Genomic DNA, 18453 nt, shown 5'->3' on the forward strand with positions numbered 1-18453 from the left:
GCCAAGAATATAAAAGGATGTGATAGCTGTTGATACCGCAAAAAACTACATTCAAAGTAAATTTTTTTGAGAAACTACCAACTTTGAACAAACATATCACTTTTTTTATTAGATTTGCCGGTATTTGTGACAGTTAGACTTAAAGAATATGCGCTATTGGAAATTAAAATCAATATACTTTTGTATAAAAAAACATAATATTATTAGTTATCTTCTTGCTATATAAAAATAACTATGAATAATTTAGACTTTTTTGTAGTAATAATTAATACTTTTAATACTAAAAATCTTCAAGTAATTCATCTTCAAAATTCTGCATTTCCAAATCATCAGGTACAAGCTTAAGATAAAGAGCAACATTTTGACGAGCCTCTTCAAGATTTCCAACACGTCTATTTAAAATAGCAAATTCTCTGAGAAATGTTGGATTATCGTCATATACTCGACTTGCAGCTTGATAGTATTTGAGTGCTAATTCATCATTATCTAATGCACCGTATGACTTACCTAAATTCCAATAAATTTGAGGATCTATCTCGTCATTTTGAACAAATGAACTTAAAAAATCAATTGTTTCTTGATACTTTTGACGGCTAACTAGTAAATTGCTGAGTTCAATTACTAATGTCAAGCTGTCTGGTTCCAGCTCAAGAGCTTTTTCTAGATATTCTTGTGCTTCTTCAGGCTGCTGCAATTTCAAAGAAACCGAGCTGGCCTTCTCATATAATTTAACGTTATATTGATCCACCCGCAACCCCTCTTGAAGTGTCTCAAGTGCATCTTGCAAAAATCCCATTTGTTCATATGCAGTCGCTAAAAATGGATACAGTGTTGTGTAATCTTTATTATCCTTTTTTAGTTTTTTGAAATTCTCAATGGCATCTTCGTAATTTTTGACTTGAAGCTGCGTAAATGCGATCTGAAAACGTGTATCAGGACTAATCTGTTCGTCCTCTAATTGTTCGAAGTATCCTAGTGCCTGCTCAAACTTACCGACCTCTGCATATGCCTGCCCAAGTCGCTGGACCATTGAAACACCTGCCAACTGAGTAAATCCCAACCTGACCAATGTAAGATACAATTCAATCGCTTTGCCAAATTTCTTGGTATTAAAGTAAAACTCAGCTAGCCCAAAAATAACTGCCTCTTCATTCGGAGCAATCTTCAATGCCTCGAGAAGTTTATTTTCACTGACTTCTAGCAATCCTTGCGTCTGATACAAATCTGCTGCAACCAAAAGTGAATTTACATATGCATCAGAATCTGGCTTAACTGCGGATAAATATTCAAGTGCCTCATCATCATGACCATCACTGACTGCAAGGTCTGCCAGTTGTACACGCAAAATATCTTCATCTGGAAACTTGATCAAAAGAGACTTATAGGCCTTTTCTGCAAAATCAGAAAACCCCAGCATATATAATTCCTCTGCTAGGCTATAAATGTCGTCCGGATCTGCTTCTTTGAGGACCTGTCCAAAAACTTGGGTCGCTTTTTCAATATTTCCATCTTCAATTAAACTAATTACATCTTCATAACGATTCATAAATTCCCCTTTTTTTATCTATTCATTTAATAAATCCAGTGTAGAAAACTATAAAATAAGACTGTGAAGACACGGCAATTAAACAAAGCTTTATACTACATACACAAGATTGGTTGCTATATTTTAACAAAAAAAGAACTGTAACAAAACATTAGTTTTGATACAGCTCCTGACAAATAAGTATTAATGCTTAATGCTTATTTAACAGCATCTTTTAAAGCTTTACCTGGTTTAAATGCAGGTACTTTGCTTGCAGGAATTTGAATTTCCTTACCAGTTTGTGGGTTACGACCCTTACGAGCTGCACGTTCACGCACTTCGAAGTTACCAAATCCGATCAATTGAACCTTTTCGCCTTCTGCCAATGTAGCTTGAATTGTTTCAAAAACTGCGTCAACAGCAGTAGTTGCATCTTTTTTTGTTAAACCTGTCTTTGTTGCAACTGTTTCGATTAATTGTGCTTTGTTTGCCATGTGTTTCACCTCCTCATACGAAGAAATAGGCACAGATAATTAAATATCCGTTGGCGTAATTTCGCCCTTGTCGTAATGACGAAACAATGACTAACAAATCATTATCTCTTTAAATAAGATAGCATATAAAGCCTAATATAACAAGGTTTTTCACCTTTTTTTAAAAATTTAACCTTTCTGATACCTGCTAAATATTAATAAAATATTAAGTTTAACATATTGACCAATTAATTAAAACTATTTACGCTTGCGTTCAATTAAATGAACAGGTGTACCAGTAAAATCAAATGAATCACGTATCTGATTCTCTAGGAATCTTTGATACGAAAAATGCATTAGCTCAGGATCGTTAACAAAGACAACAAATGTAGGCGGTTTAACCGCAACTTGTGTCGTGTAAAAGACTCTAAGACGCTTGCCATGATCAGTTGGTGTAGGATTACGAGCAATTGCATCCATGATCACATCGTTCAGTACAGCAGAAGGAATCCTTCGTTGATGGTTCTCATTGATTTGCTTAATCAAAGCAGGTAACTTATCTAACCTTTGCTTCGTCACGGCTGAAACAAAAATTATTGGCGCGTAGCTAAGATACTGAAATTCCTGACGAATTTTTTCCTCAAACTCTATCATTGTACGATTATTCTTCTTTAGTGTATCCCATTTATTAACAAGAATAATAATACCACGCCCTGCTTCGTGAGCATAACCTGCAACTTTTTTATCTTGTTCTCGAATTCCTTCTTCAGCATTTAATACTACCAAAACGACATCTGAACGATCGATTGCCCTCATGGCTCTTAAAACAGAATACTTTTCAGTATTTTCGTAAACCTTCCCACGTTTTCTGATTCCCGCCGTATCAATAACTGTGAATTCATCACCTTGACTTGAAATAAAAGGTGTATCAATTGCATCCCTGGTTGTCCCTTCAATGTTTGAAACAATTACACGGTTTTCACCTAAAATAGCATTTACAAGTGATGACTTTCCCACATTAGGGCGACCAATCAAACTAAATCTAATTGTTTTATCTTCTTCTTCGACTTGATTCTCTGGAAAAGAATGGCAGATTTTGTCAAGTAAATCACCAACACCAATTCCGTGTGTACTGGAAACAGCTAGTGGTTCGCCAAAACCAAGTGAATAAAAATCAAAAATATCTCCCCTTAATTCAGGATTATCAACTTTATTAACCGCCAAAATAACTGGTTTATCAGATTTATAAAGAATTCGCGCGACTTTTTCATCAGCATCGGTTATTCCTTCACGAACACTGACAACAAAAACAATTACATCAGCCTCATCAATTGCAATTTCAGCTTGTTCTGTAATCTGGGTCAGAAATGGTTCGTCACCAATATCAATTCCCCCAGTATCAATTAAATTAAACTTCTGTCCGAGCCACTCACTATGGGCGTAAATTCTATCCCGCGTGACTCCAGGAACATCTTCAACAATAGAAATTCTTTCTCCCGCAATTCTATTAAAAACGGTTGATTTACCAACATTAGGTCGACCAACAATTGCTACAACTGGATTTGCCATTTTTGCATCCCTCTTTTCTATTTAAATTTAAAATACACTCATATCAGCAAAAAAACGATAGATTTGTTCAACAATCTACCGTTTCTGTGCTAAAGAATAACTACTAGATTTATCATACTAAAAAAACATACAATCAAGTGACTAATCTTGATGATCCTCATCCTTCAAATCACCAACAAGATCACCAAGTGTAAAGCCTGTACTTTCATCTGGAAGATCAACTTTTCCTTCTGGAGCTTTTTCTTTCTTAGCTTCACCAGCAGCACTTGGCTTTTCCTCAAGTGCTTTAACTGAAAGTGCCAGTCTATGCTCATCAGCATGCACATTTAAGACCTTCACTTTAATTGTTTCGCCAGAAGTCAAAACTTCATTTGGTGTAGCAATATGTTTGTGTGAAATTTGAGAAATATGCACAAGACCTTCAACACCAGGGAATACTTCTACAAATGCACCAAAGCTTGTAAGACGCTTAACTGTTCCTTCAAGTACATCACCTTCAGCAACTTTTTCTGTAATATTATCCCATGGTTGTGGTAATGTCTGTTTGATTGAAAGTGAAATACGATCTCTTTCAGTATCAATTGAAAGCACCTTAACCTTAACAGTTTCACCAACCTTAAGTACATCAGAAGGCTTGTTAACACGTTCGTATGAGATTTCTGAAACATGAACTAATCCATCCACGCCACCTAAATCAACAAATGCACCGAAGCTTGTTAGTCGTGCAACTTTCCCTTCGACAACATCACCCACAACTAAGTTTGCTAATGTCTCTGCTTTCTTAGCTTCACGGGCTGCCTTAACGATTTCCTTATGAGAAAGAATCAAACGATTCTCACTTGGTTCAATTTCAATAATCTTGAGCTCAAGTTCTTGATTCTTGTATTGATTCAAGTCTTCAACAAAACGATCATCAACCATTGACGCTGGAATAAATCCACGAACACCAGCATCAACTACTAGGCCTCCTTTAACCACTTGTGTTACAGGAGCTGTAATCGTCTCACCAGCTTCAAACTTCTTCTCAATATCATCCCAAATTTTACGTGCTTCAAGACGACGTTGTGATAATAAGTAGCTACCGCCTTCTTTGTCGGAACCAATACGAGAAATGACTACTAAGTCAATTACATCACCTATAGTCACGTCATCTGACACTTCTTGATCAGGCTTCAAGCTAAGTTCCTTAAATGGAACCACACCTTCAACACCTGCTCCTTCAATTCCAACAATCACTTGTTTAGCATCATCAATGGCTAAAACTTCACCCTTAACGACATCACCTATTTTTACTTCATTTACGCTATTTAAAGCTTCTAATAAATCCTTGTTTTCATCTGATTCACTCATGGACCATGTCCTCCTTAACGACTCAACTCTAATCTCTATTCTAGCTGAATTCAATCAAAAATTCCAGTTAAAATACACTTTTAGTGAGATTTCAAGCTTTTTTTTCAATTATTTTCATTATTTTGTCAACAACTTGCTCAATTGTTAGGCTTGTTGTGTCTAATTGAGCAGCATCATCAGCTTTTACAAGCGGCGAAATTATTCTGGTAGAATCCTTACGGTCGCGCTCTTCTATTTCTCGCTCCAGAACCCCAAGTGGTGTCTGTATGCCCTTTTCAATATTTTCCTTATATCTCCTCAACGCTCTTTCCTTCACACTTGCTACCATAAAAATTTTAACTTCAGCATTGGGCAAGACAGTTGTTCCGATATCTCTGCCATCCATTACGATTCCACCATCACGTGCGATCTTTTGCTGTAAATCTGTGAGATACTTGCGGACCGAAACCTGAGCAGCAACTGTAGAAACATTATTACTGATTTCAGGCATTCTAATTTCTTCTGTCACTTCTTTTTCATTCACAAAAACTCTTTGTCCATCAGCTGATGGCACAAACTTAATATCGATATTGTCCAAAATTGTCCCTAATGACTCTTCGTCATCAAGTTGAACCCTATCATGAATTGCCGCCCAAGTGACAGCACGATACATTGCACCGGTATCACAGTATATGTAATTTAATTTATGTGCGACAAGTTTTGCAACTGTACTTTTCCCAGCCGAAGCTGGTCCATCAATTGCAACTTGTAATAACTTCCCCATCTTGACTAAACCTCTCCATGAAAATATTATTTTCTATCTCTATTATGTGTTTATTAAGACCACACTATTTGATACGAACTGACTCACCAGGAGTAAGTGTTGAACCTGAACTCAGTGTTGGGTTCAGCTCAAGCAGCTCTTGAACGGTCAATCCATTATTGACAGCAACACGATAGATTCCCTGTCCAGCAACAACTGTTACATATTGAGCACTGGTTGACGAAGAGCTCGATATTGTACTGTATGAACTGGACGAATCTGCAGTCTCGCTCGAACTCGATGCAGTTGTCGCTACTTCACTCGAACTGCTTGAAGTTTCTGCTTCGGTATACTCTTTAGTAGACTCAGAAGATGATGATTCAGCGACTGAACTTGATGAGCTCTTTTTAGATGATGATTCTTTTTTTGAACTACTACTGCTCTTCTTGCTAGAGCTTGATTCAACTACACCTACATTGTCACTACCTCCAGAAGAAGACTGTGAAGTTTTCTGCGAAATAAAATAAAGCGCAACTGTTCCTAAAATAATTGCAATGAAAACAACTAATAATGATGTGGTTAACACGCTATTTGCTCGGTTACTCTTTCGACTAGCTGTTCGTGAATAGTTGCCACTATTGTCACGAGCATCATCAAAAGATTTATCCCAAGGTTGTTGTTTTTGGTCCGGAGTTTTACGACTCATAAAAATTTCCCCCTCAAATAATCATTTATTATTCTACCATACGTTACCACAGCAAGTCATAGTTCTTTACTCAAGAATTACATTTAATCACTAAGTCTTAAAAAAAGATTCAAGAATTACCTTGTAGTTCACAAGTGAATCCTCTTTATATTTCTTTTTTTCAAACTTAAACTCATTTAACTTCAATTCTTCTCCCCTTAATTGACAACATTTTTCGTTATGCTCAGGTATCACACTTTCCCTAAAATATTTTAGTAAATATTTTCTTCTGCATCCATCATTTGTAATATATCGCAACAGTACATTTAATTTCTCTAATTTTTCCTTACGTCTCTTAGAGAAAATTGCTTTAATTTTGTCAGTCTTTATATTTTGGTCAAAATAATACTGCAAGACTCTATCCGTACTGGATGGATCATCAAGTTCACTAGCAGTATTAAAATTATCAATATCAAAATCATCAGGCAAACTGTCTATGCTGAGCTGTTGCTGTAATCCAATATCTGTTTTTGAATACAATAAGACTGCAATACTTCTTTTTCCATCCCTACCCGCTCTCCCAATTTCTTGCACATAGCTACTCAAGTCACTCGGTAGATGGTAATGTATGACGTAGCGCACATCCTGCTTGTTTATCCCCATTCCAAAAGCGCTGGTAGCACAGACAATGTCTAACTGATTTTCCATAAACTGATGCTGTATCGTATATCGATTCATTACACTTAAATCTGCGTGATATGACGCCGCGCGCAAATTAGTTTTTATTCTGATCATCTCACTAATTCTATCAGCCTGTTTCTTACTCGAGAAATAAATTAAACCTGGCCCATTAAGCTGAGAAATTAATTCTATCAAGTACATATTTTTTTCTGTAGAAGATGGTGACTCGTGTACGGCCAAAAAAATATTAGGACGATCAACAGAATACCGGATTACATGCGAAGTCTCGCTGCTATCAAATAAATTAACCTGTATATCATGAGCAACTTCACTTGTTGCTGTCGCAGTCAGAGCCAGCGTAAGCGGGCAATGTAACAATTTACGGAAGTTTTTAATGCGCAAATAATCTGGTCTAAAATCGGGTCCCCATTGTGAAATGCAATGAGCCTCATCAACGACTAGGAGTCCAATATCTATTTTTGATAATTGAAGTGCAACTTTATCATTTTTTAACATTTCCGGTGATACATAAATGAATGAATAAGATGCTATGTTATTCAAAATAAAGTCTTTCTCGTTATATGATAATTCAGACGTCAATGCCACAACTTTTTTCTCACCGCTATATTTTAATTGTTCTACCTGATCATTCATCAAAGACAAAAGTGGAGATATTATCAATACTGGTTTCCTAATAATCTTGCCAGTTAACTGATAACACAAAGATTTACCTGTTCCCGTTGGTAGAATACCTAATGTTGAATTATTTGCAAGCAGGCTTTTGATGATCTCAATCTGTCCCTTTTTAAACTCAGAATATCCAAAATATTGCTTTAAAAGTTGCTTTAATTGCAAATTATTCAATCCTTTTGCTCCTTTCAATCTGGAATAATCTAAATTTGAAAAACTCAATGTGGTCGTCTAACTGCTTATAATCCCAGTCAATCGTCTCTCCTATGAAAGTACTCGTCATAATGCTGTAATCATCTGTAGTTATAAGCCTGTGGTATACAAAATCATCACGTAAAATTGCACTTTCCAACAAATGCTCCTTAATTGTACTCACCCTTAATCTACGCTTTTCTGCGATTTGTTCTATGCTAAGATTGTCATTGAACAGTTGATAAGTGATTAACGCACTTTTGGATAGTTTTTCCTTGGTACTTAGCGGAACGACTAACCGTCTAAAATTAGAGTCTCCCTCTAGAAGAAAAAATGCAAATTGCATGCTTAAATCCCTCCATAATGAGACAACATCTTCATGTGAGAACTTTGGAAGCATGGTTGCAACTTGTTCAGTTGTCTTTCCGATAGTTTCATGTCCACTGAAAAGTGCCATAAAAATATTGGATTGTTCTTGGGGAAGATGCTCCAAAAAAAGTTTAAGCAACTGTTTTAAACTACTAGCAAGATCATTCTTATTCGCAATATTTTGATACCAGTTTTTAAAGAAAAGCTGAGCTCTAATTGAGGAACCAACCACGTAATAACGGTGATTATGATACGATAGCTCAGATATTACTTGAATCAATAGCGGCAGGAGTTCAAGCCATTGTTTCTCATCTATATGCTGAAAAAGCGATGGTTCAGTTATTATATAGCTCTTTTTTTGATAATCCTTTTTCTGGATAATTCCAGCCGCTGATAATATAAGACCTTTCGAAGTTGCAGCAAGATACCCTTTTTCACACAGATTATCTATTTGTAAATCAAATTGCTTTTCATCTAATTCAGGTTCAACATTCAGCCAATCCAAAATGTGATACTGCATTCCCCAATACAGACTTGAAACAGTCCTTTTATTACTTAGCACTTGCCTGATCACTGCATGCCTTCTTGGTTGAGTATCTGAAAAGAAAAGTAGCCACTTATCATCGTTCAAGAATTAACCTCCCTTATACATCCTATAGTTATTCTACATTATTAATACATATTTAGTCAGTATCATTAATATTATCTGCAAAAAGATTAATAAAAAAAGCAAATAGAAGCCTGACTATTTATTTCAATGATTAACATTCGCATAATATTATACCTAATCTTTGCTCACAATTAAAAAGGCAGAACTAGAAGTTTTTTACTTCTAATCCTGCACAGAAATTTATCTAATAAGACTATTTCAGAACGATTGATTGCTTAACAAGCCATTCTTTCATCTTAGCAAACAAGATCCAAAATGCTGCTCCAACCAAAATTCCCTTAATTAAATTGAAAGGAACGATGCCAATTAAAACAAGTTTTGCTAGTGGCATGGATAACTTCATACCTAACACACTCATATATAAAGGCATAATTACAAAATAATTGGCTAACGATAAGATTACAGTTAGGCTTAGTGTTCCCAAGAAAATAGAACGGACAATGTTCCAGATACTTGCATCATAGCGTTTACGCAATGCGTAAAAAATTGGTAGTGCAAATGTCATCGAAGCAATAAAATTAGTTGCCACCCCAATCAGTCTATCGATTGATGGACCAGAAATTAGAAAATAGAGGATCGAACGAATCAAAGCAATTTCAATTCCTCCAAGCGGTCCAAGGATAAACATACCAAAAAGAATTGGTAAATCCGAAAAATCGACTTTCATGTAAGGGACCAGTGGAACTACCACAAAAGACAAGAACATCAATAAGTACGAAATACCCGCTAAACTAGCAGAAATAACATAACGACGTGTAGCTGTATAGACCATCAAAAAAACCTCCTGATGTTCATCTTCACGGGTCCTATTTGAAAATACAAAAAAACCTGCTGATCAGAGACCAACAGGGTTCAATTGACTTTTTATAATCAAACAAGCCCTATCTTCTTTATCCAGACTTTACTGTCGGTTTTGGACTTACACCAAATCAACTGCACGAATGCAGGTCGCGGACTATCACCGCCGGTCGGGAGTTTCACCCTGCCCCTGAAGATAAACCATATTATTTTATTACTCTTGAATTTTAGCATTATCTACACAATAATGCAACTATTTATTTACTTACTTTTAAGGCGTAAAACCTCATCGTGCGTTAATTCTCTATAATCTCCCGAGGTTAAACCATCCAATGTTAAGAAACCATATGTTTCACGCTTTAACTTCTCCACTGGGTGACCGATTGCATCAAACATTTTTTTCACTTGATGATAACGTCCTTCATGGATTACCAAAGAAACAAGAGCCTTTTTCTTTTTCTGATCTGCTGATAACAGTCTTGCTTTTGCAGGTGCAGTCTTTTTACCCTCAATCATCACACCTAAACGCAATTTTTTAAAATCTTCATTCTCTGGTATACCCGAAACTTTAGCAACATAGGTTTTATCAACCTTATTTTTTGGATGCATTAACTTGTTGGCCAAATCACCATCATTAGTCATCAAGAGCAATCCGGAAGTATCATAATCAAGTCTGCCCACCGGATAAATTCGTTGCTCAATGTTCTTAAAATAATCGGTTACGACTTTTCGTCCCTTATCGTCACTTACTGCGGTAATAACTCCGCGTGGTTTGTAGAAGAGAAAATATACCTTTTTTTCTGTATCTAGAGTTTTTCCAGCAACTACAACTATATCGTTACTTGATACCTTTGTGCCAAGTTCCTTAATTACCTTGCCATTCACAGATACTTTTCCATCCAAAATCATCTTCTCAGATGCTCTCCTGGAAGCTACGCCCGCATTTGCCATAACCTTTTGTAAACGTTCATTTGATTCCATATTTGTTTCTCCTATTTTTTCATTCGCCATCTTCGAGGGTCTCATTAAATAAGTCTAGTAAATTTTGTTCTCCATTATTCAGCATACCCTCTTCTTCAGATATCTCTGGTAAGGGTGGTAATTCAGCTAACGAATGCAGACCAAAATAATTCAAAAAGTTCTCTGTTGTTTTATACAAAATTGGACGGCCTGGTGCATCAAGCCTCCCTGCTTCTTCAATCAATTCAAACGCCAGTAACTTTTGAATTGATCCATTTGACTTAACACCACGAATTTCGTCAATACGTACACGTGTAACAGGCTGCTGATACGCAATAATTGCAAGTGCTTCTAATGCTGCACGCGAAAGAGCCGACATATTAGGAGCCTCAAAATAATCCCGTAAAAGATCTGCAAACTTGCTCTTAGTGGCTAAGCGATAAAACTCATTAGTTGTAATTATTTCAAGACAACAGCCTTGATCTTCCGCATATTTTTTATTTAAAAGGCCCATTTGCTCCATCACAGCCGGCTTCAGCAATCCAGTCAATTGCGAAAGCTGAGTCAAGGATATCCCCTCATTTCCCGCAACAAAAAGAAGAGCTTCAATCTCCGCTTGAATTGTTGATTGCATTAACTACACTCCTCAAAATAATGGTATCTAAACTTTGTTTTTGAATTATCTCAATTGTTCCTCTTTTTACTAGTTCTAGCATTGCTAGGAAACAAGTTACAATTTTCTCAACTTGTACTTCTTGTTCAATAATTAAAGAATCAAAGGAGATAGAACCGTTCTTCAATAAACGGTAAAGAATATTTGTCATTTCACCCTCTATTGTAAAGTGTTCTTTTCTAATGCTTCCCTTTTTTGCAATGACCGTTTTTTTGCTGGCCAGTAGTCGTACAAAAGTCTGTTTTAAGAGCACTGCAGGCTGACTGCCGCTCAGCAACACTTTACGCGTGTCACATGGCTCATCAGCTTGCTCTCTAGTGTAATGTAATGCCCTTGATTCAAAAAGCTCATCCAGGTTCTCAGCTGCCATTTGATAACACTGATGTTCCAAAAGTTGTTGCACAAGTTCAAGTCTTGGATCATCAATTGTCTCAGCATCTTCCAACTCATCGTGATTGGGCAAGAGCATCTTACTTTTTATATTTAATAATGTGGAAGCCATCACCAAATACTCCCCAGCTATATCAAGTTCCATCGTCTGCATTTGATGCAACTTTTCAATATACTGTGAAGTTATTTCTGTCATTGGAATATCATAAATGTCCATTTGATTCTGTTTTATAAGATGCAATAACAAGTCCAAAGGACCTTCAAAACTTTTTATTTTGAAAGTCAACTTCTGGTTCTCAAAACTAGTTACCATTATTACGGTGCTCCCACTTTGTAATTAGCCCAGCTGTTTCGAGGCTCCCCATCATCTTTCTTCCTGGATATAACTCGCATAATCCACTAAGCATATCAAAGCTGACACCCTCATTTCTCTCTGCAGGTGTTATTGCAATATGACGTACCATCAAGATATCATCCGAAATCTCAACACCAATAACCCCGATAAAGTCGCCATTATCATTTTTCCAAAGATAAAGGCAACGTTCATCAGCACCACTGTACCAATTCAATTCAGTTTTTAAATGCGAGTACTCTTTTAAATCTGGGATAAATGAAAGTAACCCCATCGTAATTTTCTCATAATCATTTTTATACTTATAAAGCATGATGACCTCCTGTGGTCTCAAAAAGGTATTAATAAGTAAAGTTGCACCAACTTTATCATAATTCTATTCTTTAAACAATTTATTCTAAGCACGTGGATGATATTTTCCGTAAATTTCCGCTAATCTTCTCTTTGACAAATGTGTATAGATCTGAGTCGTTGAGATATCTGAGTGTCCTAAAAGCTCCTGAACGATTCTTAAATCTGCACCATTTTCCAAGATATGAGTCGCAAATGAATGCCTAAGCGTATGCGGAGTAACATTTTTCTCAATCCCTGCCCTTAAAACATCTGCTTTCAAGTTTTTCCATATACCTTGTCTTGTCAACTTTCTCCCATGATGATTTAGAAACAAAAAATTACTTTGCTGTTTCTTCAATAACCTAGGACGAATGTTATTCAAGTATTTCTCAACCCACGAAATAGCTTTATCTCCAATTGGGACTATTCTTTCTTTTTGGCCCTTCCCAATCGTCTGAATCAATCCCAAACTCAGATGTAAATCTGCAAGCTGAATATTAATAACTTCACTGACACGCAATCCAGTAGCATACATCAACTCTAAAATGGCACGATTTCTGATGCCAAGAGGCTTTGAAGTATCAGGCGAATTCAAGAGTTTTTCAACTTCAGATGTTGAGAGTACCTCTGGAAGATGCTCACTCTTTTTGGGAGCATCAATTAATTCCATTGGATCATTTTGAATAATACCCTCTTCAACCAAATATTGAAAGAACTTTCTTAAACTAGTCACAGAGCGTACTATCGAACTTGTAGCTTTTTGCTGATTAGATTCTAATTCTAGAAAATCAACAATAATCTGTCTCGTAATAACTGTGAATTTATCAATTTTTCGTGTTTCAAGAAAGGCTATAAATTGCACCAAATCATTTTGATAGCTGCTAACCGTATTTTCAGAAAGTCCACGCTCTACTTTTAAATAATGTATATAATCTAAAATAGTATCTTTGATAAACTCACCCTCGTTACTGCTGCTCTACCGATCCTATTTCTTCTTTGCCAAGCAATCTGCACAGATACCGTGAAAAATCAAACGATGATCTGTTACCTCAAAACCAAATTTATTTTTAACTTCCTCTTCAACATCTAAAAGTAAATCCTCATGAACCTCTTGAACCTTACCACATACATTGCAAAGTAAATGGTGATGAAAATGCCCCTGATCAGATAATCTTAAATCGTAGCGCGACATGCCATCTTCAAAATTAATCTTGTTCACTATCCCAAGTTCAAACAAAATTTCAAGTGTTCGATAAACGGTAGCTAAGCCGATATCTGTCTCTTTTTTACGTATAAGAGTAAATAATTCTTCGGCGGAGAGATGCTTTTCACAATTATGTAAAAGAGTGCTGACAGTAGCACGTCTTTGCGGTGTTAACTTCAAACCAGCCTGATGAAGTTGGGATTCAATGTCAGTTATTTGTGTCTCCAAAAATTCCATTACATTAATTCCTTCTTTCTCACATCAAATGGTTATTTTTCGTTAAGATACATTTTCCCATCAGTTTGTTTTACCAATCCAGCTTTCATCAGATGCCCGACTGCACGCTTGAATTGACCCTTGCTGATTCCAAAATAATCTTTAATATCTGCTGGTGTAGATTTATCAGTGTAGCTTAGAACACCCTCAGAATGCTGTAATGCTGCTAAAATCATCTGTGCATCATCACTGATTGCTTCATACGCTCTTCTGCGCAATGAAAGATTCAGTGTTCCATCTGGTCTGATTCCAATCACTCGCGCATTGAGATGTTCTCCCAAACGTGGTTCACGGTCTCGTTCGCTTGGATGAATAAAACCTAATTCAAAATCTGAAGTTATGACATGAGTACCTGCCAACTTTAAGCGATAAGCAATCGCTTCAACATTTTTATTTTTCATACTATCATCCGCTTTGCCAGAAATTCCTTTAAAAATTTCTTCACTTGCAATTGTTCCCCAAAGGCGTCCTTTTGCGTCAACTCTAAGAGCAATCATTAAACTATCGCCCTTTTTGGGCCAAAGGTTTGTCAACTCAGGAAGTTCATCAAGTGAAACTGCAACATCCTTATTTGGTAACCCAATATCAACAAACACACCCAAGTCGCGCCGACTGGAAACAACTTCTCCAAATGCATAGCGGCCAATTTGACTAGTCGGAATTTTCTTTGTTATCTGCAGTTCATGATCCTCATTTTCATATGCAAATCCAGAAATCAAACTTCCGTTAACTAGTTCCGACTCAGACTCTTCTTTAGCCAATCTAAAAGTTGTTCCTTCACACTGTAAGAAATAAAAATCATCATTCTGATCAGTTACACGGGCTTCTATAATGTGGCCAATCATTTTATCTTTTTCCATTATTTTCCTCCATTAGTTAAGACTCACATGTAACAAACTCATTATACAATAAGCAATTCCTGAAGCAATTACAGGACCAGCAGCAACTCCTCGCAAGAAGACGACACCAATTATTGTACCAATCACCAAAGCAACTGTCACTTGAGGAGAACCTGCCAGCAAAGAAATCCCTTGACGAGACAAAACTGCTACCAAGATACCACAGGCAACTGAAATAAGTCCTACAGGTGTTTTGAAAATTTGTATCAAGTCATTAAAAGTTATTTGTCCAGTAGCGATTGGGATGAGAATAGCAACTGAAATAACTGTTACACCCCAATTGATACCCTTTGTTTGTATTACAGGCATCCAATTATTTGTAAGTGGGATTGCCTTCAATACCAAAACAACTGCCGCAGCAATTGTAAGTGAATTATTCTTTGCAAAAAAAGCCACTAAAAAAATAATTCCCAAAAAAATCCAACTTTCCATTCTTCCACCCCAATGTATATATTCGTTACCTATTTTACCCGAAACCAATATAAATTGCTAATTAATATCTGATCTTACTTAGTAAAAAAGGGAAAGCAACCAGTTATTTTCACAAAAAATATCATTTATGAAATATTCTATCTGATGTCTGTACATTTTTAATATTCCGACAAAACAAAAAAGTTGTACCATCAATTTCCTTGGTACAACTTTTCCATTGAGAAGTGCAACAAATTTAGAAAAACTAACTTTTATAGCACTTATTCTCTTTATTTAAAATTAATCTCAGAATCTTAAAGTGCGCTTGAAGCACCACGATAGACGATTCCACGACGTGAATCAACTGTTACAACTTCATCATTTGAAATCAATGATGTTGCACCTTCTGCACCAACAATCACAGGAATTCCCATAGAAATACCTACAACAGCAGCATGTGATGTCAATCCACCATTTTCAACGATTAAAGCACTCGACTTTTCAATAGCAGGCAAGTATTCCTTGTCAGTTGTTTTTGTAACCAAGATTCCGCCTTCAACAGCATTTTTATTAGCTTCTGCAGCTGAACCAGCTACAACGGCTTTTCCAATAACTGTTTCATCACCAACACCTTGACCAGAAACAAGCTTTGAACCGATTAATTGAATCTTCATAACATTTGTTGTTCCCTTTTCACCAACTGGGACACCAGCAGTAATTAAGATCAAATCGCCTTCCTTAGCAAATCCAGCTTCTTTAGCCTTTTCTGTTGCCAAAGCAAACATATCATCAGTTGAAGCAGGTGTTTCTGCAAGGACAGGATGAACACCCCAGTTGATTGATAAACCACGACGAGTACGTTCGTCGAATGTTACAGCTAAGATATCAGCATCTGGACGGTATTTTGAAATCATACGTGCTGTATGACCAGACTTTGTAGCAGCAACAATTGTTTTAATTCCAAGATTGTTAGCTGCTTCAGCAACGGCACGACCAACAGCTTCCGTTACATCTGTCTTATCAAAGTCATTGATTGAAAATGTATGATGTTCGCGTAATGTGTTTTCAGCCTTAATATCGATACGTGCCATTGTTGCAACTGCTTCAACTGGGTAATCACCATTAGCACTTTCACCAGAAAGCATTGTTGCATCTGTTCCATCAAATACAGCATTGGCAACATCTGAAGCTTCAGCACGTGTAGGACGTGGGTTTTCTTGCATTGAATCAAGCATTTGAGTTGCAGTAATAACTGGCTTGCCAAGAGCATTACATTTCTTAATCAATGTCTTTTGAACCAACGGAACATTTTCTACAGGAATCTCAACACCCATATCACCACGAGCAACCATCAAACCATCTGAAACTTTGATGATTTCGTCAAAGTTGTCGATACCTTCTTGTGATTCAATCTTAGGGAAGATTTGTACGTGTTCCATATGTTTTTCTTCAAGTAATTCACGAATATCTAAAACATCTGCTGGCTTACGAACGAAACTTGCTGCAATAAAGTTAATTTCGTTATCCAAACCAAAACGAATATCGTCTGAATCTTTTTCAGTAATACCTGGTAAGTTGATAGAAACACCAGGAGCATTAACACCCTTACGTGAGCCTAACACACCAGCATTCAAAACTTTACATACTAATTCTTTTTTGTCTTGATCGATTTCTTCGATCTGCATGTCAATCAAACCATCATCAAATAATACGTGACCACCTACGTGGACATCATCAATCAATCCAGGATAAGTAACTGCGATCTTCTCACGAGTTCCTTCGATAGAACTATCCATTGAAATACGAACTACATCGCCGATTTCGTAATGAATTTTGCCTTCTTTTTGAACAGTTGTCCGAATCTCGGCACCCTTGGTATCAAGCATGATACCAACCATTTTTCCTGTAATTTTCTCTGCTTCATGAACAAGCTTAATACGTCCTAAATGTTCTTCATGATCACCGTGAGAAAAGTTAAAGCGGAATACGTTGGCACCTGCTTCGATTAACTTAACGATTGTTTCCAAACTATTACTAGCTGGACCAAGTGTACTTACGATCTTGGTTTTCTTCATGAGTAAAATCTCCCCTTTGAATAATTTTTAAAGACGACTTTAATGTCAATTCTTTACAAAGTTATTGGTGCATTAGAAACGAAGACGATCATTCAAATCAAGCAATGATACATCTGTAATATGCTTATGGTTCTCTAAGGTATCGATGATATCAGTCGCAACTAACTTGTTGTCTCTGATACCAATTGCTAAACCGCCCTTGCCCTCAAGTAGGAGTCGGACAGCATAATCGCCAAACATGCTTGCAAGAACGCGATCTTTTGCAGTTGGGCGTCCACCACGTTGAACATGACCCAATGTGATCGCACGACTATCAAAATCACCATACTGATCAAGTTGCTCTTTAAAATCAGCTGCAGACATGACACCTTCAGCCAAAACAATCAGACCATGCTCCTTGCCGTTCTCATAGTTGCGTTTAAGATGTTCCGCAATTTCCTTAACATCATACTCACGCTCAGGAATAACAATTGCATCAGCATCAGCACCAATTCCTGCCCATAATGCAATATCACCGGCGCCACGGCCCATGACTTCGACAACGAAAGTTCTCTGATGAGAAGTAGCCGTATCATTAATTCTGTCAAGCGCATCAAGCGCAACATTAACAGCTGTATCGAAACCAACTGTAAAATCAGTACCAGGAATATCATTATCAATAGTCCCTGGCACACCAATTGAATTAAAACCATGCTGTGTAAGACGCTCGGCACCATGATAAGATCCATCTCCACCGATCACAACTAAAGCATCAATCCCAAATTTCTTAAGCTGTTCAATTCCCTTAAGCTGCGTTTTTTCTTCCGCAAATTCAGGGAAACGAGCTGAATATAAAATTGTACCACCACGATCAATGATACCATCCATATCCTTTGACTCTAACCTACGAATATTTCCAGCAACCAAACCTGCAAAACCATAATTAATGCCATAAGCTTCTAGACCCGCTGAAATAGCTGAACGAGCAATCGAACGGACTGCAGCATTCATCCCAGAAGCATCTCCACCACTTGTTAAAATACCTATGCGTTTCATTTTTTTCACCTCAAGTAAATATAATGGAACAACACATTCTCCAAGGGTTATAGTATCACTTTTAGGAGGAAATGTCTTGTAAAATTACAAATTAAATTCAA

19 protein-coding genes and 1 riboswitch are annotated in these 18453 nt (G+C 36.8%); all 19 genes read right to left on the minus strand.

Features of this window, described 5'->3' with window-relative positions:
• Positions 1 to 280: 280 nt before the first annotated feature.
• Positions 281 to 1546, minus strand: a complete 1266-nt coding sequence (locus GSM_RS03505; RefSeq protein ID WP_004563422.1) for a tetratricopeptide repeat protein — start codon at positions 1544 to 1546, stop codon at positions 281 to 283.
• A 197-nt stretch (positions 1547 to 1743) separates the two neighbouring features.
• Positions 1744 to 2019: a non-specific DNA-binding protein Hbs gene (gene hbs, locus GSM_RS03510; RefSeq protein WP_004563421.1), complete on the minus strand. Its 276-nt coding sequence runs from the start codon at positions 2017 to 2019 to the stop codon at positions 1744 to 1746.
• A gap of 237 nt (positions 2020 to 2256) precedes the next feature.
• Positions 2257 to 3567 (minus strand): ribosome biogenesis GTPase Der, encoded by a 1311-nt coding sequence (gene der, locus GSM_RS03515; protein WP_004563420.1) that lies wholly within the window; start codon positions 3565 to 3567, stop codon positions 2257 to 2259.
• 141 nt (positions 3568 to 3708) lie between these two features.
• Positions 3709 to 4917 (minus strand): 30S ribosomal protein S1, encoded by a 1209-nt coding sequence (gene rpsA, locus GSM_RS03520; protein ID WP_004563419.1) that lies wholly within the window; start codon positions 4915 to 4917, stop codon positions 3709 to 3711.
• A gap of 91 nt (positions 4918 to 5008) precedes the next feature.
• The gene (cmk, locus tag GSM_RS03525) at positions 5009 to 5680 is read right to left on the minus strand and encodes a (d)CMP kinase (RefSeq protein WP_004563418.1); all 672 of its coding nucleotides are present in this window, start codon (positions 5678 to 5680) and stop codon (positions 5009 to 5011) included.
• A 64-nt stretch (positions 5681 to 5744) separates the two neighbouring features.
• A complete protein-coding gene (locus GSM_RS03530) occupies positions 5745 to 6365 on the minus strand; it encodes a LysM peptidoglycan-binding domain-containing protein (RefSeq protein WP_004563417.1) in 621 nt (206 codons plus the stop codon).
• Positions 6366 to 6455: 90 nt separating this feature from the next.
• A complete protein-coding gene (locus GSM_RS03535; protein WP_004563416.1) occupies positions 6456 to 7889 on the minus strand; it encodes a RecQ family ATP-dependent DNA helicase in 1434 nt (477 codons plus the stop codon).
• Complete coding sequence (locus tag GSM_RS03540; protein ID WP_010077817.1) at positions 7882 to 8907, minus strand: helix-turn-helix domain-containing protein; 1026 nt, start codon at positions 8905 to 8907, stop codon at positions 7882 to 7884. The genes GSM_RS03535 and GSM_RS03540 overlap by 8 nt, the downstream gene beginning before the upstream one ends.
• 232 nt (positions 8908 to 9139) lie before the next feature.
• A complete protein-coding gene (locus GSM_RS03545; RefSeq protein WP_010077818.1) occupies positions 9140 to 9718 on the minus strand; it encodes an ECF transporter S component in 579 nt (192 codons plus the stop codon).
• Between the two features lie 107 nt (positions 9719 to 9825).
• Positions 9826 to 9946, minus strand: a riboswitch (FMN riboswitch).
• A 59-nt stretch (positions 9947 to 10005) separates the two neighbouring features.
• Positions 10006 to 10755, minus strand: a complete 750-nt coding sequence (locus tag GSM_RS03550; protein WP_003690251.1) for a pseudouridine synthase — start codon at positions 10753 to 10755, stop codon at positions 10006 to 10008.
• Positions 10745 to 11338, minus strand: coding sequence for an SMC-Scp complex subunit ScpB (scpB, locus tag GSM_RS03555; RefSeq protein ID WP_003690250.1), 594 nt, complete (start codon positions 11336 to 11338; stop codon positions 10745 to 10747). The genes GSM_RS03550 and scpB overlap by 11 nt, the downstream gene beginning before the upstream one ends.
• On the minus strand, positions 11310 to 12080 hold the full coding sequence (locus tag GSM_RS03560) for a segregation and condensation protein A (protein WP_003690249.1): 771 nt from the start codon (positions 12078 to 12080) through the stop codon (positions 11310 to 11312). The genes scpB and GSM_RS03560 overlap by 29 nt, the downstream gene beginning before the upstream one ends.
• Entirely contained in the window at positions 12070 to 12432 is a 363-nt protein-coding gene (locus GSM_RS03565; RefSeq protein WP_003690248.1) for an N-acetyltransferase, read from the minus strand. Before GSM_RS03565 ends, GSM_RS03560 begins: the two co-directional genes overlap by 11 nt.
• Before the next feature lie 84 nt (positions 12433 to 12516).
• Positions 12517 to 13404, minus strand: a complete 888-nt coding sequence (xerD, locus tag GSM_RS03570) for a site-specific tyrosine recombinase XerD (protein WP_029327357.1) — start codon at positions 13402 to 13404, stop codon at positions 12517 to 12519.
• A gap of 33 nt (positions 13405 to 13437) precedes the next feature.
• Complete coding sequence (fur, locus tag GSM_RS03575) at positions 13438 to 13893, minus strand: ferric iron uptake transcriptional regulator (RefSeq protein WP_003690246.1); 456 nt, start codon at positions 13891 to 13893, stop codon at positions 13438 to 13440.
• Between the two features lie 32 nt (positions 13894 to 13925).
• Positions 13926 to 14792, minus strand: coding sequence for a CvfB family protein (locus GSM_RS03580; protein WP_003690244.1), 867 nt, complete (start codon positions 14790 to 14792; stop codon positions 13926 to 13928).
• A gap of 12 nt (positions 14793 to 14804) precedes the next feature.
• Positions 14805 to 15263 carry a DUF441 domain-containing protein gene (locus tag GSM_RS03585; RefSeq protein ID WP_003690243.1) on the minus strand — a complete coding sequence of 153 codons (459 nt, stop codon included), beginning with the start codon at positions 15261 to 15263 and terminating at the stop codon, positions 14805 to 14807.
• Positions 15264 to 15556: 293 nt separating this feature from the next.
• A complete protein-coding gene (pyk, locus tag GSM_RS03590; RefSeq protein ID WP_003690242.1) occupies positions 15557 to 17317 on the minus strand; it encodes a pyruvate kinase in 1761 nt (586 codons plus the stop codon).
• Between the two features lie 72 nt (positions 17318 to 17389).
• The gene (gene pfkA / locus GSM_RS03595) at positions 17390 to 18352 is read right to left on the minus strand and encodes a 6-phosphofructokinase (protein WP_010077819.1); all 963 of its coding nucleotides are present in this window, start codon (positions 18350 to 18352) and stop codon (positions 17390 to 17392) included.
• Between the last annotated feature and the right edge of the window lie 101 nt (positions 18353 to 18453).

The organism is Liquorilactobacillus mali KCTC 3596 = DSM 20444 (genome assembly GCF_000260415.1).
GTDB classification, from domain to species: domain Bacteria; phylum Bacillota; class Bacilli; order Lactobacillales; family Lactobacillaceae; genus Liquorilactobacillus; species Liquorilactobacillus mali.